The sequence below is a fragment of the Brucella sp. genome (genome assembly GCF_032066345.1).
GTDB classification, from domain to species: Bacteria; Pseudomonadota; Alphaproteobacteria; order Rhizobiales; family Rhizobiaceae; genus Brucella; species Brucella pseudogrignonensis.
Window position 1 is genome coordinate 12457 of record NZ_DAMBKZ010000001.1, and the last position, 25014, is coordinate 37470.

Below are 25014 nucleotides of genomic sequence, written 5' to 3' on the forward strand. Positions count from 1 at the left end.
TTCCTCTGCGGTTCTTCACAAGATCGCTACGATTGGATGGTAGCGACGGTTGATAGAGGAAAATAAAATGATCCAGAAGAACTGGCAGGAACTGATTAAGCCGAACAAGGTGGATTTTATCACCAACGGCTCACGCACCCATGCAACCGTCGTTGCTGAACCGCTGGAACGCGGTTTTGGTCTGACGCTCGGTAACGCACTGCGTCGCGTGCTTCTGTCGTCGCTGCGCGGCGCTGCTGTAACCGCCATTCAGATCGATGGCGTTCTGCATGAATTCTCTTCCATTCCGGGCGTCCGCGAAGACACCACGGATATCGTTCTGAACGTCAAGGAAATCGCTATCCGTATGGAAGGCGAAGGCCCAAAGCGCATGGTTGTCCGTAAGGAAGGCCCTGGCGTTGTTACGGCTGGTGACATTCAGACTGTTGGCGATGTCGAGATCCTTAATCCGGATCACGTCATCTGCACGCTGGATGAAGGCGCTGAAATCCGCATGGAATTCACTGTCAACACCGGTAAGGGCTATGTGCCTGCCGACCGTAATCGTGCGGAAGATGCTCCAATCGGCCTTATTCCGGTTGATAGCCTTTATTCGCCGATCCGCAAGGTATCGTACAAGATCGAGAACACCCGTGAAGGTCAGGTTCTTGATTACGACAAGCTGACGCTCAACATCGAAACCAATGGTTCCGTGAGCGGTGAAGATGCAGTTGCTTATGCAGCTCGTATTCTTCAAGACCAGCTGGCGATCTTCGTCAACTTCGAAGAGCCGCAGAAGGAAGCTCCGCAGGAACAGGTTGCGGAACTGGCTTTCAATCCGGCTCTGCTCAAGAAGGTGGACGAGCTCGAACTGTCGGTACGTTCGGCAAACTGCCTGAAGAACGACAACATCGTCTATATCGGCGATCTGATCCAGAAGACGGAAGCCGAGATGCTGCGGACTCCGAATTTCGGCCGCAAGTCGCTCAACGAGATCAAGGAAGTTCTGGCGTCGATGGGTCTCCATCTTGGTATGGAAATCCCAGCCTGGCCGCCTGAAAACATCGAAGATCTCGCTAAGCGCTACGAAGACCAATATTAAGACCGGACGTTTCCGGCAGAACTGAGTTAAAAGGAGAAGGCCATGCGCCACGGTAATGGACAGCGTAAGCTGAACCGCACTGCCTCGCATCGCAAGGCAATGTTCGCCAACATGGCGGCTTCGCTCATCGAGCACGAACAGATTGTGACCACGCTTCCTAAGGCTAAGGAAATCCGTCCAATCGTAGAAAAGCTTGTCACTCTCGGCAAGCGTGGTGACCTGCATGCACGTCGTCAGGCGATTTCCGCCATCCGCGACGTCAAGCTGGTTGCTAAGCTGTTCGATACGCTGGCTGCACGTTATGCAACCCGCAACGGCGGCTACATCCGCATCATGAAGGCAGGCTTCCGCACTGGCGATAATGCGCCACTCGCAGTTGTCGAATTCGTTGAACGCGATGTTGATGCCAAGGGCAAAGCTGACCGCGCACGCGTTGAAGCTGAAGCTGCTGCAGAAGCTGACGCAGCGTAATCTACGCTTCGTACTTATTGAAAAGGGCTGCCTCGTGCGGCCCTTTTTTCGTTTGCAGATAGTTTTTATTGAATTGTTGCGAGGTTAGGAGAAGCGTAACGTAATTCATTACGAAGCTGTAATGCGCTTTGCCATATTCCAGCCCTTTATACTTGGCCTTGTTAGCTCCATATTGCCGATATTGGCTCCGAGGAATCGGATGCGAGATGAGGAAAACTGGAGTTTGCGAATGAATTGGCGGCGTTATGGAATTGCGGGTCTGCTTATCGCGTCGATCAGCACAGTCACTTTGCCTGCGATCGCGCAGGAAACAGCCGTTCCAGCTCAGGGCAAACAGATCCCTCTAAGCCGTGGCGATATGCAGCTTTCCTTCGCGCCTCTGGTGAAGGAAACAGCGCCTGCAGTCGTTAACGTCTACGCCGCGCGTCAGGTGCAGCAGCAGGCATCACCATTTGCAGGCGATCCGTTTTTTGAGCAGTTTTTCGGGAAGCAGTTTGGCGGCGGTGGCAAGTCGCGCACTGAGCAGTCGCTCGGTTCGGGCGTCATCGTTGATGCGTCTGGTATTGTTGTCACAAACAATCACGTCATTAAGGACGCCGACGAAATTAAGGTGGCGCTTTCAGATGGCCGCCAGTTCGAAAGCAAGGTGCTGCTGCGCGATGAAACGACCGATCTTGCGGTTTTAAAGATCGACGCGAATGACAAATTCCCGGTTCTGTCGCTGGGTGATTCCGATGGTGTTGAAGTTGGCGATCTTGTGCTGGCTATCGGCAATCCGTTTGGGGTAGGCCAGACCGTTACCAACGGTATTGTTTCCGCCCAATCTCGTACGCAGGTTGGCGTTTCAGATTTTGACTTCTTCATTCAGACTGATGCCGCTATCAATCCCGGAAATTCGGGCGGCGGTCTGATTGACATGCGTGGACGCCTGATTGGCATCAATACCGCAATTTATTCCCGCTCAGGTGGATCTGTCGGTATCGGATTCGCTATTCCTTCCAATATGGTACGCGCCGTTGTTGATGCCGCATTGAGCGGGAGCACGAGCTTTGAACGTCCATTTATCGGTGCGACCTTCCAGAACATCACGCCTGACGTTGCTGAAGGTCTCGGCATGGATAAGTCCTTTGGCGTGCTGGTGACAGCCGTCACCAAGGGCGGTCCTGCCGAACAAGCTAGCTTGAAAGTTGGCGATGTGGTGCTTTCGGTACAGGGTGTCAGGGCCGATAATATCGATGTGCTCGGTTATCGTCTTTCGACAGCTGGCATCGGCAATACAGTGACGCTGGATATTGTGCGTAACGGTAAGGACAGCAAACTGCCTGTTAAGCTTGCAAAAGAGCCTGAAGCCAAGCCGCAACAGAAGCAGACCATAGAGGGTGATAATCCCTTTGCAGGTGCCGTGGTTGAAGAATTAACACCACAAACGGCTTCAAAAATGCGTCTGCGTGATGGGGCGCGGGGCGTTATTGTGACTGATGTCGTCATTAATTCGCAGGCCGCACGACTTGGTTTGCGTCAACGTGATATTATCAGAGGTATCAATGGTAACCCGATCCGCACGATTAATGATCTGACTGCAGCGCTTAATGATGGCCGAGGTTTGGCCTGGAGACTGGAAGTTGAGCGTAATGGCGCGCTGATCCGACAGTTTGTTCGCTGACCTCATCGCCAAGCATTTAAAGTTGCATGTCGTTTCAGGCGGGACTATGCCTGAGACGACATCTGTTTTTCTGGCATTGAGCGAAGCGAAATGAGCGACCTTTTTTCAACTGCGGTTGATCCGAATGCGGACCGTAACAGGCCACTCGCTGATCGCTTGCGCCCGCGCCACCTTTCGGAAGTGACGGGGCAGGAACACCTGACAGGACCAGAAGGTGTGCTGACACGCATGATCGCGTCCGGCTCGCTCGGCTCGATGATCTTCTGGGGCCCTCCGGGCACTGGCAAGACAACAGTTGCCAGGCTGCTTGCCGGAGAGACTGATTTGGCTTTCGAGCAAATTTCAGCGATTTTCTCCGGTGTTGCTGACCTCAAGAAGGTTTTTGAATCAGCGCGCGCACGACGCATGTCGGGTCGCCAAACACTGCTCTTTGTAGACGAGATTCATCGTTTCAATCGCGCGCAACAGGATAGTTTTCTGCCAGTAATGGAAGACGGCACGGTCATCCTGATTGGCGCTACGACAGAAAACCCTTCGTTTGAACTCAACGCCGCTTTGTTGTCGCGGGCGAGGGTGCTGACTTTTCATCCGCATAATGGCGAAAGCATCGCTACGCTTCTCACGCGTGCAGAAGAACAGGAAGCACGTCCGCTGCCGCTGGACGAAGAAGCACGAGCAAGCCTGGTTCGCATGGCCGATGGTGACGGTCGTGCCGCGCTAACACTTGCAGAAGAAGTATGGCGTGCAGCACGGCCTGACGAGGTGTTTGACGCTGCAAAGCTTCAGGATGTTGTTCAGCGTCGCGCGCCAGTTTATGACAAGGGACAAGACGGCCACTACAATCTGATTTCCGCTTTGCATAAATCGGTGCGGGGATCTGATCCTGATGCCGCTCTTTATTATCTCAGCCGCATGTTCGATGCCGGTGAAGATCCGCTCTATCTTGGGCGTCGTCTTGTCCGCATGGCGGTTGAAGATATTGGCCTGGCTGATCCACAAGCGCTTGTTATCTGCAATGCCGCGAAAGATGCCTATGATTATCTGGGTTCACCGGAGGGGGAACTGGCGCTTGCCCAAGCCTGCGTCTATCTCGCGACAGCACCCAAATCCAATGCGGTTTACATGGCTTATAAGGCTTCGATGCGTGCCGCTAAAGAGAATGGCTCATTGTTGCCGCCGAAACACATTCTCAACGCGCCGACGAAGCTGATGAAGAATGAAGGCTATGGTGATGGTTATGCTTATGATCATGATCAACCTGACGCATTTTCGGGTCAGGATTACTTCCCGGAAGCCATGGGACGGCAGGTTTTCTATGATCCGCCGGAAAGAGGCTTTGAGCGCGATATTCGCAAGCGGCTTGATTATTGGTCACGCCTAAGGGCCGAACGTCAAACACGTCGTTGAACGGATGGTTTTTGCGTGACGTCAGAGTTGTGCTTCGATGCCTGCTTTATCGAGAACAGACCAGACCTTGCTGATTTTGTTGTCCGAAAACTCATAAAAGACGTTCTCGGAAAAACGGATATTCCTGCCATTTATGGGAAGGCCGAGAAATTGCCCGACAGGCGTGCAATCAAAATCAAATCTGCTTGCGACAACTGGTGGCTCAACAACCAACAAGCCTATCTTAAACTGTAGATCCGGTATCTGTTGATAACCTCGAATGAGCATGTCGCGATATCCGTGAACGCCCAATCTCTGACCATTATGCTGAGCATCTTCAGCCACATAAAGCTTTAACGATGGCCAATCCTGAGCATTAAGACAGGATATATATGCTTCGTAAACTTCACGCAGCTTTTGCACATTCATGAAAACTCCTCCGTTGTTGTATGCATGAACACACTCTGCAACAGACACGTTTTAACAGCGTTTTTGACTTTAGTCACAATTCGGCCTTCATCCTGCAAGCCGCAGTCAATGGGTAAGCAATCAAGGGTTGTATTCGGTGGCCGTGCTGAGATTGGTTTTACCAATGAATTCAAACGTTCAGCAACCAACGGAAGAGGCTGTAAACATTGTAGTAACCATAATGAAATCAATGCCTTAGTTTAAGTCCTCTTTAATTTTTACAATTTATCAATTTTTGTAATTGCAATGAGGTTTCCCATGACGCGCGTTTTGCTTCTCGTCGCGCTCGTTATTCTTGGCGGCTGCGCGACTGCCCCACGACAGGTCAGCAATGTTTGCGCAGTCTTTGATCAACGCGACGGTTGGATAAATAATTGGCAGAAAGACGCGACCCGCGCTTCGCGCGAGTTTGGCGTACCGGTCCATGTTCTAATGGCGACAATTTATACTGAATCCGGTTTCCGCCCTTATGCTCGTCCACCGCGTACCAAGCTGCTTGGATTTATCCCATGGAAACGCGCTTCGAGCGCCTATGGCTATTCGCAGGCACTGAACGGAACCTGGGATCGCTATAAGCGTGAGACTGGTCGCTGGACCGCTTCTCGCAGCAACTTCGGCGACGCGATCCACTTCATCGGCTGGTATCACAATCAGAGCTATCAGAAGAATGGTATCAATCGGGCTGACGCTTACAGTCTCTATCTCGCGTATTACTCGGGACATGGTGGATATTCCCGTGGAGTCTGGCGCGGCAATGCGACAGCGTTGAACGGTGCGAGACGCGCCCAATCCATGGCCAACCGTTACGCAACTCAGCTGCGTCAATGTGGGCGGATTGGCTAACGCGCGGCGATCAAATGTCGGCAAGCTGTTGTAAACAAGCCAAATTGCGTTCTAAAAGTCGCGGATGGGGATTTAAAGACACCATCCGGCCTTAATCGAAGCTATCATTCGCGACGAATCGACAATTGAGGATTACCAATACATGCTGAAGAAAATCGGGATTGCCCTAATTGGTGCCACATTTCTGGCAGGCTGCACCACCGATCCTTATACCGGTGAACAGAAGGTATCAAACACCGCCGGTGGCGCTGCAATCGGTGCCGCTGTTGGTGCGCTTGGCGGCCTCATGGTCGGCGGCTCCAGCCGCGCTCAGCGCAATGCAGTCCTGATCGGCGCCGGTATTGGTGCTTTGGGTGGCGGCGCAATCGGCAATTACATGGATCGTCAGGAATCCGAACTGCGCAATCAGCTGCAGGGCACTGGCGTTTCAGTTACGCGTAATGGCGACCAGATTATCCTGAACATGCCTTCAGCCATTACCTTCGATACAGATCAGGATCAGGTTAAGAGCCAGTTCTACCCAACGCTGAACTCGGTTGCGATTGTTCTGCGTAAGTTCAACCAGACTCTTGTTGACGTTCTCGGTCACACTGACTCGACCGGTAGTGCTAGCTACAATCAAGGTCTCTCGCAGCGCCGTGCGTCGTCTGTTGCAAGCTATCTGGGTTCGCAGGGTATCGATCCACGTCGCTTTGCGGTTATCGGTTACGGCGCTAGCCAGCCAGTTGCGACCAATGCGACGCCGGATGGCCGCGCGCAGAACCGCCGCGTTGAAATTCAGATTTCGCCGCTTCGTGGCGCAAGCTGATAAATCAAGAATCAGTCAGATTCTTTTTCAGCGCAGTCCTTCGGAAGAAGGGCTGCGTTTTGTATTTTGAAGAATCGTGTATCAAAAACTTCAGTTTTTCTTAACTAATGCGTGGATAGCGATTCACATTTGCCATTTCTAATATTATAGAACAATAATAGAACAAAAAAATTATACCTATCTAAATCAATTGCTTGACTAGGTTGCTAAATTGGAACAAAACGGATACAAATAGATATTGGCGATGAGCCCTATGGGCTTCTAGCGAGGCAAGAGGATGGTGTAAGATGTCTCAGAAATCATTGCGACTCGTTGAGGAAAATTCAGTGGACAAGACTAAGGCACTTGATGCGGCGCTGTCGCAAATTGAACGTGCGTTCGGCAAGGGCTCAATCATGCGGCTCGGTCAGAACGAGGTCGTCGATATTGAGACTGTGCCAACCGGCTCGCTTTCTCTCGATATCGCATTGGGCGTCGGCGGTCTGCCCAAGGGACGTATCGTAGAAATCTATGGCCCGGAAAGTTCGGGTAAAACCACTCTCGCACTGCATACGATTGCAGAAGCACAGAAGAAGGGTGGTATTTGCGCATTCGTGGATGCGGAACACGCACTTGATCCGGTATATGCCCGCAAGCTTGGCGTTGATCTTGAAAACCTGCTGATTTCTCAGCCTGATACTGGCGAACAGGCACTTGAAATCACGGATACGCTTGTGCGTTCCGGTGCTATCGATGTTCTGGTTGTCGACTCGGTTGCTGCTCTTACGCCGCGTGCTGAAATTGAAGGCGAAATGGGCGATTCTTTGCCGGGCCTTCAGGCGCGTCTGATGAGCCAGGCTCTGCGCAAGCTCACCGCTTCGATTTCGCGTTCAAACTGCATGGTCATCTTCATCAACCAGATTCGTATGAAGATCGGCGTTATGTTCGGTTCGCCTGAAACAACGACCGGCGGTAATGCACTGAAGTTCTATGCTTCTGTACGTCTTGATATTCGCCGTATTGGTTCGATCAAGGAACGTGACGAGGTCGTTGGTAACCAGACTCGCGTGAAGGTGGTCAAGAATAAGCTTGCCCCTCCATTCAAGCAAGTCGAGTTCGACATCATGTATGGTGCAGGTGTTTCCAAGACTGGTGAGCTGGTCGACCTTGGCGTTAAAGCCGGTGTGGTCGAGAAGTCCGGAGCATGGTTCTCCTATAATTCCCAGCGTCTCGGGCAGGGCCGCGAAAACGCCAAGCAGTACCTCAAGGATAATCCGGAAGTCGCGAAAGAAATCGAAACGACACTCCGTCAGAACGCCGGCTTGATCGCCGAGCAATTCCTTGAAGATGGTGGTCCGGAAGCAGATGACGGTCCAGACGCAGCCGAAGCATAAGTTTCCTGGCTCTATAATTTGACAAAAGCCCCGCACGAAAATGCGGGGCTTTTGTTTTTGAGCTGGGGCGCATCGCGTCAGACATTACGCGCAGCATTTACGGTGAAGCCGAATTATTGGCTCTCCTATGGTTCAACACTGTTGCATAGATGCCGTTTTCTAGGTTTCCGGGTGAAATTGCTTTTATAGCGCACACTGCTTATCTGGACAGAAAAGCAGCACGCCGCTAAAAGCGGACAACCGAAACTCTACCTTACGGACTTTCCATTATCGGGTAGTCGAAGCGTGGCGGCAAAATGTGCCGTATATCGCCGCATTCCTGCGGGTGGAGATTATATAATTGATGCGTATTGCGCATCTCATGCAGGGCAGAAAATGTCCAAGGGTGAATTATGGCTGGCGTCAACGAGATAAGGTCCACATTCCTCGACTATTTCCGCAAAAACGGACATGAAGTCGTTTCATCAAGCCCGCTCGTTCCTCGTAACGACCCGACGCTGATGTTTACCAATGCGGGTATGGTGCAGTTCAAGAACGTTTTTACTGGTCTTGAACAGCGCCCTTACAGCCGCGCGACTACTTCGCAGAAATGCGTACGCGCTGGCGGCAAGCATAACGATCTGGATAATGTGGGCTACACAGCACGCCACCACACTTTCTTTGAAATGCTCGGCAATTTCTCGTTTGGTGATTACTTCAAGGAAGAAGCGATCAGCCATGCCTGGAACCTGATCACCAAGGAATTTGGCCTTAACAAGGACAAGCTGCTCGTCACCGTCTATCACACGGATGATGATGCTGCGAATTTCTGGAAGAAGATTGCCGGTCTTTCGGATGATCGTATCATCCGCATTGCAACGAATGACAACTTCTGGGCTATGGGTGATACCGGGCCTTGCGGTCCTTGCTCGGAAATCTTCTATGATCATGGCGATCATATTTGGGGTGGACCTCCCGGATCAGCTGATGAAGACGGCGATCGTTTCATTGAAATCTGGAACCTCGTTTTCATGCAGTTCGAGCAGGTTACTCCTGATCAGCGCATTGATCTTCCACGCCCGTCGATTGACACAGGCATGGGCCTTGAGCGTGTTGCGGCCGTCCTTCAGGGCGTGCACGATAACTACGATATCGATCTGTTTAAGGCGCTTATCCGTGCTTCGGAAGAAGCAACAGGCGTTAAGGCTGAAGGCGATTTCCGCGCCAGCCATCGCGTGATTGCCGATCATCTGCGTGCATCGAGCTTCTTGATTGCCGACGGCGTTCTGCCGTCTAATGAAGGTCGCGGTTATGTTCTGCGCCGCATCATGCGTCGCGCTATGCGCCATGCGCAGCTGCTTGGCGCGAGCCAGCCATTGATGTGGCGTCTGCTGCCAGCGCTGATCCGCGAAATGGGCCAGGCCTACCCGGAACTCATCCGCGCAGAAGCGCTTATTTCCGAAACGCTCAAGCTGGAGGAAACCCGTTTCCGCAAGACGTTGGAACGCGGCCTCGGCCTGCTTTCCGATGCTTCGGAAAACTTGGTTGAAGGTGATCGTCTTGATGGCGAAACCGCGTTCAAACTTTACGATACCTATGGTTTCCCGCTTGATCTGACGCAGGACGCTTTGCGCCAGCGCGGCGTGACGGTCGATACTGATGGTTTCAATTCCGCTATGCAGCGCCAAAAGGCCGAAGCTCGTGCCAACTGGACCGGTTCGGGCGAGGCTGCAACCGAAACCATCTGGTTCGGCATCAAGGATAAGGTCGGCGCGACCGAGTTCCTCGGCTATGAAACCGAAAGTGCGGAAGGTGTTATTGCTGCCCTCGTGCGTGATGGCGCAGAAGTGGCATCGGCTGCCGAAGGCGAAACCGTGTCCGTCGTAGTCAACCAGACGCCATTCTACGGCGAATCTGGTGGTCAGCAGGGCGATACCGGAACAATCTCCGGCGAAGGCTTTGTCATCACGATCAAAGACACCCAGAAGAAGGGTGAAGGCCTCTTCGTTCATACCGGCGAAGTTACCAAGGGTTCGGCAAAGGTTGGCGAACCGGTTGAGCTGAAGGTGGATGGCGAGCGCCGCACGCGCATCCGTTCCAATCACTCGGCAACTCACCTCTTGCATGAAGCGCTGCGTGAAACTTTGGGTTCTCACGTTGCACAGAAGGGTTCGCTCGTCGCGCCTGATCGTCTGCGCTTTGACTTCTCGCACCCAAAGCCGATTTCGGCTGAGGAACTGACAGCTGTTGAAAATCTCGCCAACGAGATCATTCTGCAGAATGCGCAAGTCACCACGCGCTTGATGGCTGTGGATGATGCTATTGCCGAAGGTGCGATGGCGCTGTTCGGCGAAAAATACGGCGATGAAGTCCGCGTTGTTTCGATGGGCACGGCGAAGCACGGCGAAAAGGCTGGTAAGGCTTACTCGGTTGAGCTTTGCGGTGGTACGCATGTGCGCCAGACCGGCGATATCGGTCTCGTTCGCATTCTATCTGATAGCGGAGTTGCTGCCGGTGTTCGTCGTATGGAAGCCCTTACGGGTGAGGCGGCTCGTCTTTATCTCGAAGAACAGGACGAGCGCGTCAAGGCAATCGCCGGCGTGCTGAAAACCACGCCATCGGAAGCACTGGAGCGCGTCAATGCTCTGGTTGATGAGCGCAAGAAACTCGAACGAGAACTTACCGAAGCACGCAGACAGCTTGCGTTGAGCGGTGGTTCTTCGGACGGTGGCAGCGCTGTGGAAACCGTCAACGGTGTCAATTTCCTTGGCAAGGTTGTAACAGGTGTCTCGCCGCGTGATCTCAAGCCACTTGCCGACGAAGGCAAGAAGCAGGTTGGCTCTGGTGTTGTCCTCTTCATCGGTGTTGGTGAAGATGGAAAGGCAAGCGCAGTTGCTGCTGTGACCGAAGATCTGGTTGGTCGGTTCATTGCAGTTGATCTGGTTCGAGCTGCTTCTGGTGCGCTCGGTGGCGCGGGCGGCGGCGGTCGTCCGGATATGGCTCAGGCCGGTGGTCCCGATGGCACCAAGGCAAATGATGCAATCGCAGCGGTTAAAGCGCTGATCGTCTGATAAATTTCTTATAAGAATAAAAAGGCCGGGATTTTCCCGGCCTTTTTTTATGCTGCGTGAATCTTGCGGCTATCGTCAGGAGCTTCTTCGCGTTGATCGAGTCCGTAATCGCGAGCGACATTCGCAACACGTAGACGGTAGCTTTCAAACACACCTCCACGCCCTTTCGTCTGTGCGATCCGATGTGTTGGCAGATTACGCCACTGCTTTACGGCATCTTCGTCACGCCAGAAGGAGAGAGACAGCAGCTTTTCTGGCTCAACCAGGCTTTGAAAGCGTTCAATGGATATGAAGCCGTCAATTTTTGCCAAATCGGCGCGCAGGCTTGCGGCGATATCGAGATACTGCTCGCGCCTTTCATCATCTGCTGGCCAGACTTCAAAGATGACAGCGATCATGGCTTGATAAACTCCGCATGTGGAGCTGATTGAAGCTTAAGAAATATGCGTTCTTCAGACCGGATGAATTGCTCGCGCTTCGCGAATTCATAGTTTGCCCGGCCGATTGGGTCTGCGGCCAGACGTGCGCGAAACTGTTCATAGGCAGCAAGGTCTTCGACTGAATAAACGCCATAAGCGGTTGTGGTGGAGCCCTCATGCGGGCCGAAATAGCCAATCAGCTTCGCGCCACAACGGGGGCTTGCCTGGCCCCAGTTGCGTGCATATTCCGCGAAAGCATCGGCTTTGAACGGGTCGATTTGATAGCGGATGAAGCAGGTAATCATTCTTATCTCCTGAAATTGGCTGATTTGCTGGAGACGTTTTAGCGTATTGAACTTCATCCATGCTTCGGTTAGCATCGAAGTATGAGAGACGGACCGATCATAGCTTCTGTTGCAGCACTTTTGGGTGATCCGGCGCGCGCAAACATGCTGACTGCGCTGATGGACGGTCGTGCTTTGACGGTAAGCGAACTTGCAGCCGCCGCAGGCGTAACACTTCAGACAGCCAGTGGGCATCTTTCCAAGCTTGATGCTGCCAATTTGCTGGTGGCTGAGAAGCAGGGCAGGCATCGTTATTTCAGGCTGTCAGGTACGGATGTGGCGCAGGTGCTCGAAGGTCTGATGGGGCTTGCACAGCGAACCGGCGCCGTACGTGTTCGCACTGGCCCGAAAGATCATGCGCTGCGTAAGGCGCGGATTTGTTACGATCATCTGGCGGGCGAGCGCGGCGTGGAAATGCTTGATGCATCATATAAGCTCGGTTTGATCAATGATGCCAACGAGCCACTGCTTACTGATGAAGGAAAGTCATTCTTCTCTTGCATGGGCATCGATGTTGATACGCTGCAAAAGGGCAAACGGCCACTCTGCCGTCATTGTCTAGACTGGAGTGAGAGACGCAACCACTTGGGCGGTGCGCTCGGTGCAGCGCTTCTGAAAAACTTCATCGATAAAGGTTGGGCGCGTCGTGAGGAAGGTCGTGTTATTGCCTTCTCACTCAATGGCGCCCAGGCCTTTGCTAAGGCTTTTCAGCTTTAGAGCGGTTCCAGTTAATATTGAATCATTGAAACCGCTCTATCTATTTGTTTTTATAGCATTATCCCGCGCAAATCCGCTTCGCCCTTTTGCTGGAAATGCTTTAACTAATGTTTTGAAGCCGCTGCGGCTGCGGCGGCATCATCCAGTTCATTGGCACGTTTCATCGCAGGGCGATCTTTCAGACGATCCCAATAAGCCTTAAAGGCAGGCTTCGCTGGCAAGGTGCCAAAGCGCAAACCCCATCCGATATGTGAGCCGACATAGACATCGGCTGCATTAAAGCGTGATCCGGTAATGTAGGGATGGCGTGACACTGCATTTTCAAGCGTATTAACAACCGTATCGTAATTGCCATAGCCGACCATACCCTGCTTGTCGGCTGGCACTTCATAACCCAGCGCGTGGTTGGACAGAGCGGCTTCGACCGGGCCAGATGTGAAGAAAAGCCAGCGATAAAAATCGGCGCGCTCGTCCGGATGCGGTGCAAGGCCAGATTCAGGGAAGGTGGTCGCAAGATAGGCACAGATGGCTGCTACTTCCGTGACGATGTCGTTGCCATGACGAAGGGCAGGCACTTTGCCCATCGGATTGATGGCGCAATAGTCTGGCCCTTTCATGGGTGGGCCGTAATCCAGTATTTCAACATCATAGGGTTGCCCGATCTCTTCGAGCATCCAGCGCGCAATGCGTCCGCGTGACATGGGATTGGTGTAAAGCTTCAAATCGCTCATTGCTGATCCTCCCTGCAAGCTCTGAGCAAGGATGCTCTTTCTTGCAGCAAAAAGAAACGGGAAACCGGCTTTTTTAGAGCGCCTTGCGATATTGAATGAAACCAGACTCTTGCGCGATGCTGTCATAAAGACGACGCGCTTTCGCATTGCTTTCATGCGTAAGCCAATAGAGGCGGCCAGCACCTTCTTCACGAGCAAGATCGGCCACAGCCTCAATCAATGCGGCACCTGTGCCTTTTCCACGCTGAGAGTTTTCGACATAGAGATCCTGGAGATAGCAGGTCCATTTTGGCAACCAGCAGGAGCGGTGAAAAATCACATGGACGATGCCAACAAGGCGTCCATCGTCATCAAACGCGCCCAGTGCGTGCATGGGCTCAGACGCATCGTGAAAGCGACCCCATGTAATGTCAGTTGTCTCTACGGGAATGTCGACTTCGTAAAAGACCTGATAGGCTTTCCATAATGGCTCCCACGCAGTCCGGTCTTGTGGCGTTAACGCCCGAATTGTCGACATATCAGTTCTCCCTGTTTCTGAATCAACAGACTATCGGGGAGCACTTGCGCTTACGAGCGATAAATAGTGCGGTGCAAACAAAAAACGGCGGGAAAATCCCGCCGTTTTTATGTGACTTTGCTTGCGTTTAAGCAGCCATTGCCTTCTGAAGGTTTTCGTCGATCTTGTCGAGGAAGCCAGTGGTCGAGAGCCAAGGCTGATCTGGACCGATGAGCAGCGCCAGATCTTTGGTCATGTAGCCGCTTTCGACCGTATCGACGCAGACCTTTTCCAGCGTGTCGGCAAAGCGCTTCAGCTCAGCATTGTTGTCGAGCTTTGCACGATGTGCGAGGCCGCGGGTCCATGCGAAGATCGAAGCGATCGAGTTGGTCGAAGTTTCTTCGCCCTTCTGATGCTGGCGATAGTGACGGGTCACGGTGCCGTGTGCAGCTTCCGCTTCAACGGTCTTGCCATCTGGCGTCATCAGAACTGAGGTCATCAGACCGAGCGAGCCAAAGCCCTGTGCCACGATGTCGGACTGAACGTCGCCGTCGTAGTTCTTACAAGCCCAGACATAACCGCCCGACCACTTGAGGGCCGAAGCAACCATATCGTCGATCAGGCGATGTTCGTACCAGATCTTTGCTTCCTTGAACTTCTCAGCGAATTCAGCCTGATAAACTTCTTCGAAGATGTCCTTGAAGCGGCCGTCATAGGCCTTCAGAATGGTGTTCTTGGTCGAGAGATAGACCGGATAGTTGCGCTGCAGGCCGTAGTTCAGCGAAGCGCGTGCAAATTCGCGGATCGATTCGTCGAGATTGTACATGGCCATTGCCACGCCAGCAGCCGGAGCCTGATAGACTTCGTGCTCGATGGTTTCGCCGTCTTCACCGACGAACTTGATCGACAGCGTGCCCTTGCCAGGGAACTTGAAATCGGTCGCGCGGTACTGGTCACCAAAAGCGTGACGGCCAACGATGATTGGCTGGGTCCAGCCTGGAACCAGGCGAGGAACGTTCTTGCAGATGATTGGCTCGCGGAAGATAACGCCGCCGAGGATGTTACGGATGGTGCCGTTAGGCGACTTCCACATCTTCTTGAGCTTGAATTCTTCAACACGGGCTTCGTCCGGCGTGATGGTTGCGCACTTGACGCCAACGCCGTGTTCCTTGATGGCGTTTGCAGCATCAATGGTAACCTGGTCATTGGTAGCATCACGGTGCTCGACCGACAGATCGTAATATTTCAGATCGATGTCGAGGTATGGATGGATCAGCTTGTCCTTGATGAACTGCCAGATGATGCGGGTCATCTCATCGCCGTCGAGTTCAACGACCGGGTTTGCAACCTTGATTTTTGCCATTGATAATGCCTCTCATTTAATGCGTCGCGCTCGTATAGCATCGGTAAACGCGAAGGCAAAGCGTAAGAGGCTTATTCTTTGGCCTATAGGCACATTTTCAGGCGGCGTGATGGGTGGATTTTCGCCATTCTGAGCGCTGATCACGATAAGTTTCCTGCTCACGCAGCAGAATGGCATCTGCATCCAGCGTCGAGATCGCAGTCGATTTTTCTGTAGGTATCAAACCATTGACCTGTAGTGCCAGATAGCGCCCGCAGCAAACGCGCAGAAACGATGCGAAATTATCGAGGTCGTGGCCTTCCGTGCGGGATTCCTCATAGAGGCGACCGAGAAGGCGATTGACGGTCAGATCGTCATGCGTGGCTATATCTTCCAGCGTCCACCAGAAGAAATTTTCGAGCCGCACACTGGTTACGACGCCATCAATGCGCAGTGAGCGCGTGACGCTTTGCCAGAGTTCGGTATCCGCCCCAATGAACAATCTGCACATATGTTCCTCCCGAAATATCTCCCGTCCCAATGTCGCGCAGTTTGGAGCTGCCTGCAACCAGCTTAGCATTGCAGGCAGCTTACAATCAGGCGTGTGTGATTTTGGTGCCGAGAACGGCGAGGAATTGTGACAACCATTCCGGATGGGCCGGCCATGCGGGCGCTGTTACCAGATTGCCATCAGTGACTGCCTGATCCACCGGAATATCAGCATAAGTGCCGCCAGCCAGCTCTACCTCAGGGCGGCAGGCGGGATATGCCGAGCAGGTGCGACCTTCCAGAACGCGTGCAGCCGCGAGCAACTGTGCGCCGTGGCAGACGGCTGCAACGGGTTTGCCAGCTTCAAAGAAGTGTCTGACGATGGCGATGACCTTTTCATCAAGGCGCAGATACTCAGGGCCACGACCACCGGGAATGACGAGTGCGTCATAGCTGTCGGCTTTGACGTCCGCGAAAGTAGCGTTGAGCGTGAAATTATGGCCTGGCTTTTCGGTGTAGGTTTGATGGCCTTCAAAGTCGTGGATAGCGGTAGCAATGGCATCGCCTGCCTTTTTCCCGGGGCAGACGGCATGGACTTTGTGGCCCACAGCGAGCAGCGTCTGAAACGGAACCATGGTTTCGTAATCTTCGCAGAAGTCGCCGCAAATCATGAGAATCTTTTTGCCGGACATGATTTTCCTCCCTGTAAACGTCAATGTCGGTGCCGACAGTCTGACATGGATGGGAAGAAGACTGGTGTTATTCCGCTACTACACGCGATTTTCGATATGGAATGTAAGGGGAATCTTTGCGATTTTTCGTCAATTATGTCAGGGAAGCGCCGTGTTTATAAAGTAGTGACGGAAATTACCATGGCAGGAACAGACAAACAGCGCCCTTTGATCACCGAGGGACCGGCGATCATTCTGGTGAACCCGCAATTGCCGGAGAATATCGGCATGGTGGCGCGCGCTATGGCGAATTTTGGTCTTGCCGAATTGCGTCTGGTTGAGCCGCGCGAAGAATTTCCGAGTGAAAAGGCACGCGCAGCCGCAAGCAAGGCCGATCACATCATCGACAATGCCGTTGTTTATGACGATCTTCCATCAGCGCTTGCTGACCTCAATTTCGTTTATGCCACCACAGCACGCGAGCGCGATGGTTTTAAACAGGTACGCAGCCCTGTCGAAGCAAATGGCGAATTGCGTCGTCGTTTTACCGCTGGTGAAAAGACCGGCATCATGTTTGGGCGTGAGCGTTTTGGTCTCAGCAATGAGGAAGTTGGCCTCGCAGATGAACTGGTGACATTCCCGGTTAATCCGGCCTTTGCATCGCTCAACATCGCGCAGGCTGTACTGCTTATGTCTTATGAGTGGATGAAGTCGGGCCTTGAGAGCGATACTGACACGGTTTTCCGTGGTCCGGAAATGGAAGCAGCGCCCAAGCTGGAATTGCAGAGTCTTTTCAATCATCTGGAAGAAGCGCTTGATATTCGGGGTTATTTCCGCCCCGAGGCGAAGAAAGAAATCATGGTCAACAATCTGCGCTCGGTGCTGACGCGCGCGGGTTTTGCATCTGCAGAGCTTAAGCTTCTGCGTGGCGTCATCACTTCGCTCGATGTTTTCACACCAAAAAAGCCGCGCGGTTCAGGCGCACCGGAAAGTCGGGCCCGCAAGCCTGCAACAGAGGACAAAGCTGAATGAAACACGCGCCCGCAGCAGACGTTTCTGCCAAACCGCTGGTGACAGATGAAAGACCCGTTCTGGTCTTCGATAGCGGTATTGGCGGATTGACGGTTCTGCGCGAGTTGCGGGTGATGATGCCGGACCGGCGCTTTGTCTATATCGCCGACGATGCCGGTTTCCCTTACGGCGATTGGGAAGAGGAAGCACTGCGCGCACGCATCGTCGAGCTCTTTGGCAAGTTCATCGCCGAGTATGATCCTGAAATCGCGGTTATTGCGTGCAATACGGCCTCTACACTGGTGCTGGATGATTTGCGCCGCGCTTATCCTGCTGTGCCATTTGTTGGTACGGTGCCTGCGATCAAGCCTGCCGCTGAACGTACGTCGTCGGGGCTTGTTTCCGTTCTGGCAACGCCGGGCACAGTCAAACGCGCCTATACACGCGACCTTATCCAGTCATTCGCCACGCAATGCCATGTGCGACTGGTGGGAGCTGACAGGCTTGCAGGCGTTGCGGAAGCCCATATTCGCGGTGAAAAGATCGATGAGGCGCTGGTTGTTGAGCAGATCGCGCCATGTTTTGTCGAAAAAGATGGGGAACGGACGGATATCGTCGTGTTGGCCTGCACGCATTACCCATTCCTCGCAAATGTTTTCCGCAGGCTTGCGCCATGGCCGGTGGATTGGCTTGATCCGGCAGAAGCCATTGCGCGCCGTACTGTATCGCTATTGCAGCCAAGACAGATTGATGAGGAATTGCACCATCACGATGATCTGGCGGTGTTTACATCGCAGAATCCGGATTATGCCATTCGCCGCCTGATGCAAGGCTTTGGCTTGCAGTTCGCCTGATCTAGCCTATGTTTTTCGTAGTCGCGATTTTATGCGCTTACTGAAAGCATCATGAGGCGAACCATGACCGGACAAATCCCGCAGGTGAAACTGGCGTCGGGCACCCATGTGCCAGTGGTAGGGCAGGGCACATGGTATATGGGTGAGGATGCGCGGCAGCGGCGACTTGAAGTTGAGGCGCTGCAATGCGGTATAGAACTTGGCATGACCCTGATCGACACCGCAGAAATGTACGCAGACGGTGGAGCGGAAGAGGTGGTCGGCGACGCGATCGAAGGCCGTCGCGATGATGTATTTCTCGTCAGCAAAGTGCTTCCCTATAATGCATCTGCTCAGGGAACGATTGAAGCCTGTGAGCGCAGCCTGAAGCGCCTTGGCACAGAAAAGATCGATCTTTACCTGTTGCATTGGCGTGGCCGCTATCCATTGGAAGAAACCCTTTCTGCATTTGAAGAGCTAAAGCGGGCCGGCAAAATCGGCGCATGGGGTGTCAGCAATTTCGACACGGATGACATGCAGGAGCTGACCAATATTGCTGGCGGCAAGGCGGTCGCGACCAATCAGATTTTGTATAATCTTATCCGGCGCGGACCAGAATTCGATTTGTTGCCATGGTGTGCCGCTCGCGAAGTGCCATTGATGGCCTATTCTCCGATCGAACAGGGGAGGCTTTTGGGCAACAGCGTTCTTCATGAAGTTGCGGATGAAATCGGCGTATCGCCTGCTGCAGTCGCGCTTGCATGGACCATGCGAAATGGCAATGTCATTGCTATTCCAAAAACATCGAAGTTCAGTCATGTTCGCGAAAATCGAAATGCTGCAGATATCAGGTTAACGGAAGAACAGCTGACTTTGCTGGATCGAACTTTCGCGCCACCAACCCGGAAAACGGCATTGGAAATGCTGTAGGTAATTTTCCAAGAAAAGACTTCAATATATTGTTTTAATTGCCTCTCTCAATACGACTCCGCTCGAGAGAGGCATGGATAAGAACAGGATCAGCTGGCGGCTTCCTGTCTGGAATCGCGCTTAGCCTGAGCGACACTTGCAGCCTTTTTCAGACGGCCACGCTCCATGGGTCGGATCAAGCTATCGGTCTTTTCATTCGGTATGTTGCGCATCCCATGGCGCGCATGACGCGTGTTGAATGTCTTATCCGGCTTTTCATTGGCTTTCTTTGTTGCCAGTGCTTTTTGCGCATTTGCTATAAGTTCGTTGCTGGCTGACATGCTGCGTCGGCGATCAACTTCTGCATTGATGCGGCGCATTGCCATTGCCAGCACAGACACCTTCACATGCGAACCTTCATCAGCCTTGGATGCAGAAGCGCCTCTAGCGGCAGTTTTTCCACGCATTTCGCGACGCCGCTGGTGGGCCTGATCGCGCGCCTTGCTGCGACGGTCGCGCAATAGCTTTGCCAATTGTGATAGCTCGGAGTCTGGTACGTCCTGAAGGTGAGGGTGATGAGATTTCTCGACCAGCTCCTTCTCTTCAGCATTGAGGGCGCGGGCTTCTTCCTTTCTTGTAATGGCCATAAGACGTCCTTTCTGTTTTTGATTAATTCGTCCACATTTTGGATATAGGCACGAGTTGTTTCAGGAAAAGGCGGCTGCGTCGTTTCATTCATTCTCTTCCTGCACGGCGGCGGCAGTTGCGCGTTTTTCGCCTTCCTGTTCGAGATGTTTTAAGATCAACTTGAGCTTATCGAGTGGGAGATGCTCTGCACCAATCGTCTCGCTTCGTGTTTTGGAAACGAGGTTTAGGATTTCATCGAGCTTTGCCTGGGTGGCGCTGGCTTCGCGGTCCTGCGAATTTTGGATAAGAAACACCATCAGAAAAGTGATGATCGTGGTCGATGTGTTTATCACCAGCTGCCAGGTGTCAGAAAAATCGAAAAATGGCCCGCTGATACCCCAAACGACAATGAACAGTGTTGCCAGAATAAACGCAGCATAGTGCCCGGCAAGTTCTGCGGCTTTCTCACTCACCTGCGTGAAAAACTGAGACATCGCTTCCTCCCACAATTTGCCAGAAAACGTTTCAGCATGACACAGGTTCCTTTTCGGGAACTATCGTGGTCGTTTGCCGTTGTTTCAGCAGGTGAAACACGGAGGTAAAAGCCATGGATATCGTTGAAACCCGTGTCAGTTCGCTTGGCGGTTTCGCGACCTATATGGTCGAATTTGTAACCGAAAGCGAAGAACGCATTACCGTCAAGGTCGAGAACGACACAGGTGCCGAGCTTTCACGCGATGCTGTGATCCGCAAAGCAGCACTCAAGCTCGGTGAAGCGCTAAGCGTTGCCTGTATTGAATGCGGTATTGAACCGGCAAGCCAGATCACCATTCCAAGTGCGCGTCGCGCCGGTGATCGTACCGAGCTTGAACGACAGCTGGATGAGGGATTGGAAGATACTTTTCCGGCTAGTGACCCAGTGTCCGTGACAAGTTCTGCCATTGCAGGTTTCGCGGGACCGAAGAACTGATTGGATCTAGACAATGAGAAGCCGGACAATTCATCCGGCTTCTGAAACGGCTCATAAAATGAGTCTCATAGTGCTCGTATATTATTGATAATATTATAAATTGCGCCGCTTGCCTTCCATGAGGTCAAGCACGGCGCGCGCGCAATCAAGTACATTGCTGCCGGGGCCGAATACTGCTGATACGCCATGGTCGAAAAGATATTGATAGTCTTGGCGCGGTACGACCCCGCCACATACAACGATGATATTTTCGGCACCTTTTTTGCGAAGTGTTTCGACTAGCTGCGGCAACAGTGTCTTGTGTCCGGCTGCGAGCGAAGACACTCCAAGTACATGTACCTTGGCCTTGATTGCCATGTCTGCGGCTTCATCTGGCGTTTGGAACAGAGGTCCAGCCAGCACTTCAAAGCCGATATCGCCAAAGGCGGAAGCGATGATTTTCGCACCACGATCATGGCCGTCCTGACCGAGCTTGGCTACCATCAGACGGGGGTTGTCGCCGCTATGTCTGGAGAACTCTTCGAGACGCTCTACAAGGGTCAGATATTCCGGCTCATTTTCGTAGGCGGTGCCATAAACCTTGCTAACGACCTTCGGCACAGCTGCATGATCACCGAAGGCGCTACGCATGGCATCGGAGATTTCTCCAACGGTTGCGCGGGCACGCGATGCTTCAACTGCTGCTGCAAGGATATTGCCTTCGCCGGTTCTCGCGACCTTTTCAAGCTCAGAAAGCGCCGCTTCAACTTTCGGTTTGTTGCGGGTTTCCTTGATCCGGTTGAGGCGTGCGATCTGTGAATTGCGGACGGCGGTGTTATCGATTTCAAGAATGTCGATATTGTCTTCCTGTTCCAGACGGAACTTGTTTACGCCGACGATGACTTCCTCGCCCTTGTCGACTGCTGCCTGCCGGCGCGTGGCTGCTTCCTCAATCAGCCGCTTGGGCAAGCCGCTTTCAACGGCTTTGGTCATGCCGCCAAGACCTTCAACCTCTTCAATCAAAGCCCATGCTTTTTCGGCCAGTTCGTTAGTCAGGCTTTCGATGTAATAAGACCCTGCCAGTGGATCGACGACTTTGGTAACGCCGGTTTCGTTTTGTAGAATGAGCTGTGTGTTGCGAGCGATGCGGGCGGAAAATTCTGTCGGCAAAGCAATGGCTTCGTCAAAAGAATTGGTATGCAGCGATTGCGTGCCACCAAGTGCTGCCGACATGGCCTCAAAAGCTGTGCGGACGATGTTGTTATAAGGGTCCTGTTCCTGCAACGACACGCCGGAAGTCTGGCAATGGGTGCGCAGCATCAGCGAGCCGGGCTTCTTCGGGTCAAATTCCTTCATGATGCGCGACCAGAGCAGGCGCGCTGCACGAAGCTTGGCGATTTCCATGAAGAAATTCATGCCGATGGCGAAGAAGAACGACAGGCGCCCTGCGAACTCATCGACATTAAGGCCTTTGTTCAAAGCTGCACGCACATATTCGCGACCATCGGCCAACGTGAAAGCCAGTTCTTGGACCAGCGTCGCACCGGCTTCCTGCATGTGATAGCCGGAAATGGAAATCGAATTGAATTTCGGCATTTCTGTCGCTGTATAGGCGATAATATCCGCAATGATCCGCATTGATGGTTCCGGCGGATAGATATAGGTGTTGCGAACCATGAACTCTTTCAGAATATCATTCTGAATGGTGCCAGACAGCAGGTCGCGTGAAACGCCTTGCTCTTCACCAGCGACAATAAAATTGGCAAGGATCGGGATCACAGCGCCGTTCATCGTCATGGAGACGGAGATTTTCTCAAGTGGGATGCCGTCAAAGAGGATTTTCATATCCTCGACGGAGTCAATTGCCACGCCCGCCTTGCCGACATCGCCTTCAACGCGCGGATGATCGCTGTCATAACCGCGGTGGGTCGCAAGATCAAAGGCGACAGACACGCCCTGTTGACCAGCCGCAAGCGCCTTGCGGTAAAAGTTGTTGGACTCTTCGGCAGTCGAAAAGCCCGCATATTGGCGGATGGTCCACGGACGGCCCGCATACATGGTTGCACGCGGACCGCGCAGGAATGGCTCGAAGCCGGGCAGGGTGCCAAGGTGGTCTACCTGTTCCAAATCGTCGGCGGTATAGAGCGGCTTCACATCGATGCCTTCGGGCGTGTGCCAGACGAGGCTGTCGGCGGGACGCTTCAGTTCCTTCTCGGCCAACGCCTCCCAATCCGCGCGGGTTTTTTGCGTCATTGGCTTATTCTCCATCCCATAAAGCCTTTGTGTCCTTGAGAGGCACAAGCGCGCCTCCTCAAAGCTTATTCAAATTCCATGATCAGTTCATCGACTGCGAGGCTCGCACCTGCTTCCGTGGTAATTCGTTTGACGGTAGCGCGGCGTTCTGCACGCAGCACATTTTCCATTTTCATGGCTTCAACCGTTGCCAGTGGCTGACCGGCTTCGACGGTATCACCATCTTTGACGAGAACTGAGGTGATCACGCCCGGCATCGGGCAGAGCAGCATCTTCGACGTGTCGGGTGGCAGTTTGACGGGCATAAGCTTTGCCAGCTCCGCCACGCGTGGCCTGCGAACGTGAGCGATCACATCAATTCCGCGCCAGCGCAGACGCCAGCCCGTGCCGGAGCGCAAAACCTTGACAGCGATTGACTCGCCGTCAACCGTGAACGAGCCGAGCTGCTTCCCCGGATGCCAGTCACTGGCGACGGTGAGGCTGTTACCATCAGCGAAGTTGATTATCGTACCGCCTTCACCCTCAGCAATCCTGATAGGCAAATTGAAGCCGCCCAGGGTGACGACCCAATCGGCTGATACAGACTGAACCTGTGAAGAGATACGGTCGGAAATCAGACCATTGCGCTGTTCAATAGCCATGTTGATCTGTGCTGAAACCGCGGCCAGCACATGGGCGTCTTCTTCCGACACGGTAACGCCCGCAAAGCCGTCGGGATATTCCTCAGCGATGAAGGCTGTGGTAAGCGCGCCAGCACGAAAACGCGGATGCTCCATAACGGCGGAAAGGAATGGCAGGTTGTGACCGATGCCTTCCACTTCAAATGCATCCAATGCGTCGCCCATGGCTTCAACTGCGCTGGTCCGGTCGGGTCCCCAGCTGCAAAGTTTTGCAATCATGGGGTCATAATACATCGAGATTTCGCCCCCTTCAAAGACACCAGTGTCGTTGCGGATGACAGAGCCATTATCGCGCCGACCTTCGACCGGTGGACGATAACGGGTCAGCCTGCCAATAGAGGGCAGGAAGCTGCGATACGGGTCTTCGGCATAAAGACGGCTTTCGATGGCCCAGCCGTTGAGCGTTACATCGGCTTGGCCGATGCGCAGCTTTTCGCCCGATGCCACGCGGATCATCTCCTCGACCAGATCAATGCCGGTGATGAGTTCCGTCACTGGATGCTCGACCTGCAAGCGCGTGTTCATTTCAAGGAAGTAGAAATTGCGCTCGCCATCAACGATGAATTCCACCGTACCGGCAGAATAATAGCCGACAGCCTTGGCGAGAGCGACGGCTTGTTCGCCCATCGCCTTGCGGGTTGCTTCATCAAGAAACGGCGAGGGTGCTTCTTCAATCACCTTCTGATTGCGGCGCTGAATGGAACATTCGCGTTCGCCAAGATAAATGACATTGCCGTGCTGGTCACCGAGCACCTGAATTTCGATATGGCGCGGCTGGGTGACGAATTTTTCGATAAAAATGCGATCATCACCGAAAGAAGCTTTGGCTTCGTTGCGTGAAAGCCGGAAGCCCTCGCGGGCTTCATCATCATTCCATGCAATGCGCATTCCCTTGCCGCCGCCGCCAGCGGAAGCCTTGATCATCACCGGATAGCCGACTGTGCTTGCAATTTTTACCGCTTCGTCTGCATTCTCAATCAGCCCCATATGACCGGGAACGGTGGAGACACCAGCCTCGGAGGCGAGCTTCTTGGACGTGATCTTGTCACCCATGGCCTCAATGGCATTCACTGGCGGGCCGATGAAAGTGACATTGGCGGCTTTCAGTGCTTCGGCAAAACGAGGATTTTCTGACAGGAAGCCATAACCCGGATGTACGGCATCCGCACCAGTCTCTTTGATCGCCGCCAGTATCTTATCGATGACAATATAAGACTGGTTTGAGGGCGCTGGTCCAATATGCACGGCCTCGTCGGCCATTTTGACATGCAGCGCATTACGGTCCGCATCGGAATAGACCGCGACGGTCGCAATGCCCATTTTCTTGGCTGTTTTGATAACCCGACACGCGATTTCGCCGCGATTGGCAATGAGGATTTTCTTGATCATCTGTATCGTAC

At 53.2% G+C, this 25014-nt stretch carries 25 protein-coding genes; 13 read left to right on the forward strand and 12 right to left on the reverse strand.

From position 1 onward, the window contains the following. Nucleotides 1–67: 67 nt before the first annotated feature. The 4 genes from RT142_RS00125 to RT142_RS00140 all read left to right on the forward strand — a co-directional run bounded on the left by RT142_RS00125 (nucleotide 68) and on the right by RT142_RS00140 (nucleotide 4622). Nucleotides 68–1081 carry a DNA-directed RNA polymerase subunit alpha gene (locus tag RT142_RS00125; RefSeq protein ID WP_007875304.1) on the forward strand — a complete coding sequence of 338 codons (1014 nt, stop codon included), beginning with the start codon at nucleotides 68–70 and terminating at the stop codon, nucleotides 1079–1081. A gap of 42 nt (nucleotides 1082–1123) precedes the next feature. Next, on the forward strand, nucleotides 1124–1552 hold the full coding sequence (rplQ, locus tag RT142_RS00130; protein WP_007875302.1) for a 50S ribosomal protein L17: 429 nt from the start codon (nucleotides 1124–1126) through the stop codon (nucleotides 1550–1552). Nucleotides 1553–1781: 229 nt separating this feature from the next. Continuing rightward, entirely contained in the window at nucleotides 1782–3215 is a 1434-nt protein-coding gene (locus RT142_RS00135; protein ID WP_313026427.1) for a DegQ family serine endoprotease, read from the forward strand. A 90-nt stretch (nucleotides 3216–3305) separates the two neighbouring features. Beyond that, complete coding sequence (locus RT142_RS00140) at nucleotides 3306–4622, forward strand: replication-associated recombination protein A (RefSeq protein WP_105518646.1); 1317 nt, start codon at nucleotides 3306–3308, stop codon at nucleotides 4620–4622. A 21-nt stretch (nucleotides 4623–4643) separates the two neighbouring features. Here the strand turns inward: RT142_RS00140 and RT142_RS00145 are convergent, their stop codons facing one another. After that, nucleotides 4644–5030 (reverse strand): ester cyclase, encoded by a 387-nt coding sequence (locus RT142_RS00145; protein WP_313026430.1) that lies wholly within the window; start codon nucleotides 5028–5030, stop codon nucleotides 4644–4646. Nucleotides 5031–5327: 297 nt separating this feature from the next. Between RT142_RS00145 and RT142_RS00150 the strand changes: the two genes are divergently transcribed. The 4 genes from RT142_RS00150 (at nucleotide 5328) to alaS (ending at nucleotide 11143) form a co-directional block, all read left to right on the forward strand. Beyond that, the gene (locus tag RT142_RS00150) at nucleotides 5328–5912 is read left to right on the forward strand and encodes a transglycosylase SLT domain-containing protein (protein ID WP_007875296.1); all 585 of its coding nucleotides are present in this window, start codon (nucleotides 5328–5330) and stop codon (nucleotides 5910–5912) included. A gap of 142 nt (nucleotides 5913–6054) precedes the next feature. Continuing rightward, the gene (locus RT142_RS00155; protein WP_064320715.1) at nucleotides 6055–6720 is read left to right on the forward strand and encodes an OmpA family protein; all 666 of its coding nucleotides are present in this window, start codon (nucleotides 6055–6057) and stop codon (nucleotides 6718–6720) included. Between the two features lie 287 nt (nucleotides 6721–7007). Continuing rightward, nucleotides 7008–8093: a recombinase RecA gene (gene recA, locus RT142_RS00160; protein ID WP_064320714.1), complete on the forward strand. Its 1086-nt coding sequence runs from the start codon at nucleotides 7008–7010 to the stop codon at nucleotides 8091–8093. A 392-nt stretch (nucleotides 8094–8485) separates the two neighbouring features. Next, nucleotides 8486–11143, forward strand: a complete 2658-nt coding sequence (alaS, locus tag RT142_RS00165) for an alanine--tRNA ligase (RefSeq protein ID WP_112806634.1) — start codon at nucleotides 8486–8488, stop codon at nucleotides 11141–11143. A gap of 47 nt (nucleotides 11144–11190) precedes the next feature. Here alaS and RT142_RS00170 read toward each other — a convergent pair whose 3' ends face one another. Next, the gene (locus RT142_RS00170) at nucleotides 11191–11541 is read right to left on the reverse strand and encodes an antibiotic biosynthesis monooxygenase family protein (protein WP_112806632.1); all 351 of its coding nucleotides are present in this window, start codon (nucleotides 11539–11541) and stop codon (nucleotides 11191–11193) included. Then, nucleotides 11538–11867, reverse strand: a complete 330-nt coding sequence (locus RT142_RS00175) for an NIPSNAP family protein (protein ID WP_079211981.1) — start codon at nucleotides 11865–11867, stop codon at nucleotides 11538–11540. The genes RT142_RS00170 and RT142_RS00175 overlap by 4 nt, the downstream gene beginning before the upstream one ends. Nucleotides 11868–11948: 81 nt before the next feature. Here RT142_RS00175 and RT142_RS00180 point away from each other — a divergent pair, with 81 nt between their 5' ends. Then, nucleotides 11949–12623, forward strand: a complete 675-nt coding sequence (locus RT142_RS00180; protein ID WP_112806630.1) for an ArsR/SmtB family transcription factor — start codon at nucleotides 11949–11951, stop codon at nucleotides 12621–12623. A 104-nt stretch (nucleotides 12624–12727) separates the two neighbouring features. Here the strand turns inward: RT142_RS00180 and RT142_RS00185 are convergent, their stop codons facing one another. From RT142_RS00185 to RT142_RS00205, 5 genes are all read right to left on the reverse strand, one after another. After that, nucleotides 12728–13354: a glutathione S-transferase family protein gene (locus RT142_RS00185; RefSeq protein WP_112806628.1), complete on the reverse strand. Its 627-nt coding sequence runs from the start codon at nucleotides 13352–13354 to the stop codon at nucleotides 12728–12730. A gap of 73 nt (nucleotides 13355–13427) precedes the next feature. Further along, nucleotides 13428–13871 carry a GNAT family N-acetyltransferase gene (locus RT142_RS00190; RefSeq protein WP_007875283.1) on the reverse strand — a complete coding sequence of 148 codons (444 nt, stop codon included), beginning with the start codon at nucleotides 13869–13871 and terminating at the stop codon, nucleotides 13428–13430. Between the two features lie 127 nt (nucleotides 13872–13998). Next, nucleotides 13999–15213: an NADP-dependent isocitrate dehydrogenase gene (locus RT142_RS00195; protein WP_007875282.1), complete on the reverse strand. Its 1215-nt coding sequence runs from the start codon at nucleotides 15211–15213 to the stop codon at nucleotides 13999–14001. A gap of 97 nt (nucleotides 15214–15310) precedes the next feature. Further along, on the reverse strand, nucleotides 15311–15703 hold the full coding sequence (locus RT142_RS00200) for a ribbon-helix-helix domain-containing protein (RefSeq protein WP_079211977.1): 393 nt from the start codon (nucleotides 15701–15703) through the stop codon (nucleotides 15311–15313). Nucleotides 15704–15788: 85 nt separating this feature from the next. Beyond that, on the reverse strand, nucleotides 15789–16373 hold the full coding sequence (locus RT142_RS00205) for a DJ-1/PfpI family protein (RefSeq protein WP_007875279.1): 585 nt from the start codon (nucleotides 16371–16373) through the stop codon (nucleotides 15789–15791). Between the two features lie 180 nt (nucleotides 16374–16553). On the opposite strand from RT142_RS00205, the gene RT142_RS00210 reads away from it, so the two are divergent. From RT142_RS00210 to RT142_RS00220, 3 genes are all read left to right on the forward strand, one after another. Further along, the gene (locus RT142_RS00210) at nucleotides 16554–17384 is read left to right on the forward strand and encodes an RNA methyltransferase (protein WP_007875278.1); all 831 of its coding nucleotides are present in this window, start codon (nucleotides 16554–16556) and stop codon (nucleotides 17382–17384) included. Continuing rightward, nucleotides 17381–18217: a glutamate racemase gene (gene murI / locus RT142_RS00215; RefSeq protein ID WP_113160163.1), complete on the forward strand. Its 837-nt coding sequence runs from the start codon at nucleotides 17381–17383 to the stop codon at nucleotides 18215–18217. The genes RT142_RS00210 and murI overlap by 4 nt, the downstream gene beginning before the upstream one ends. Before the next feature lie 63 nt (nucleotides 18218–18280). Beyond that, nucleotides 18281–19126: an aldo/keto reductase gene (locus RT142_RS00220; protein WP_313026439.1), complete on the forward strand. Its 846-nt coding sequence runs from the start codon at nucleotides 18281–18283 to the stop codon at nucleotides 19124–19126. 89 nt (nucleotides 19127–19215) lie between these two features. On the opposite strand, the gene RT142_RS00225 is transcribed toward RT142_RS00220, so the two are convergent. Beyond that, nucleotides 19216–19752 carry a hypothetical protein gene (locus RT142_RS00225; RefSeq protein WP_112806614.1) on the reverse strand — a complete coding sequence of 179 codons (537 nt, stop codon included), beginning with the start codon at nucleotides 19750–19752 and terminating at the stop codon, nucleotides 19216–19218. An 84-nt stretch (nucleotides 19753–19836) separates the two neighbouring features. Then, nucleotides 19837–20226: a low affinity iron permease family protein gene (locus tag RT142_RS00230; protein ID WP_007875274.1), complete on the reverse strand. Its 390-nt coding sequence runs from the start codon at nucleotides 20224–20226 to the stop codon at nucleotides 19837–19839. A 113-nt stretch (nucleotides 20227–20339) separates the two neighbouring features. Between RT142_RS00230 and RT142_RS00235 the strand changes: the two genes are divergently transcribed. Beyond that, nucleotides 20340–20702 carry a hypothetical protein gene (locus RT142_RS00235; RefSeq protein ID WP_007875272.1) on the forward strand — a complete coding sequence of 121 codons (363 nt, stop codon included), beginning with the start codon at nucleotides 20340–20342 and terminating at the stop codon, nucleotides 20700–20702. Between the two features lie 93 nt (nucleotides 20703–20795). Here RT142_RS00235 and scpA read toward each other — a convergent pair whose 3' ends face one another. Then, nucleotides 20796–22934 carry a methylmalonyl-CoA mutase gene (gene scpA / locus RT142_RS00240; protein WP_112806612.1) on the reverse strand — a complete coding sequence of 713 codons (2139 nt, stop codon included), beginning with the start codon at nucleotides 22932–22934 and terminating at the stop codon, nucleotides 20796–20798. A 65-nt stretch (nucleotides 22935–22999) separates the two neighbouring features. After that, nucleotides 23000–25003, reverse strand: coding sequence for an acetyl/propionyl/methylcrotonyl-CoA carboxylase subunit alpha (locus tag RT142_RS00245; protein WP_112806645.1), 2004 nt, complete (start codon nucleotides 25001–25003; stop codon nucleotides 23000–23002). Between the last annotated feature and the right edge of the window lie 11 nt (nucleotides 25004–25014).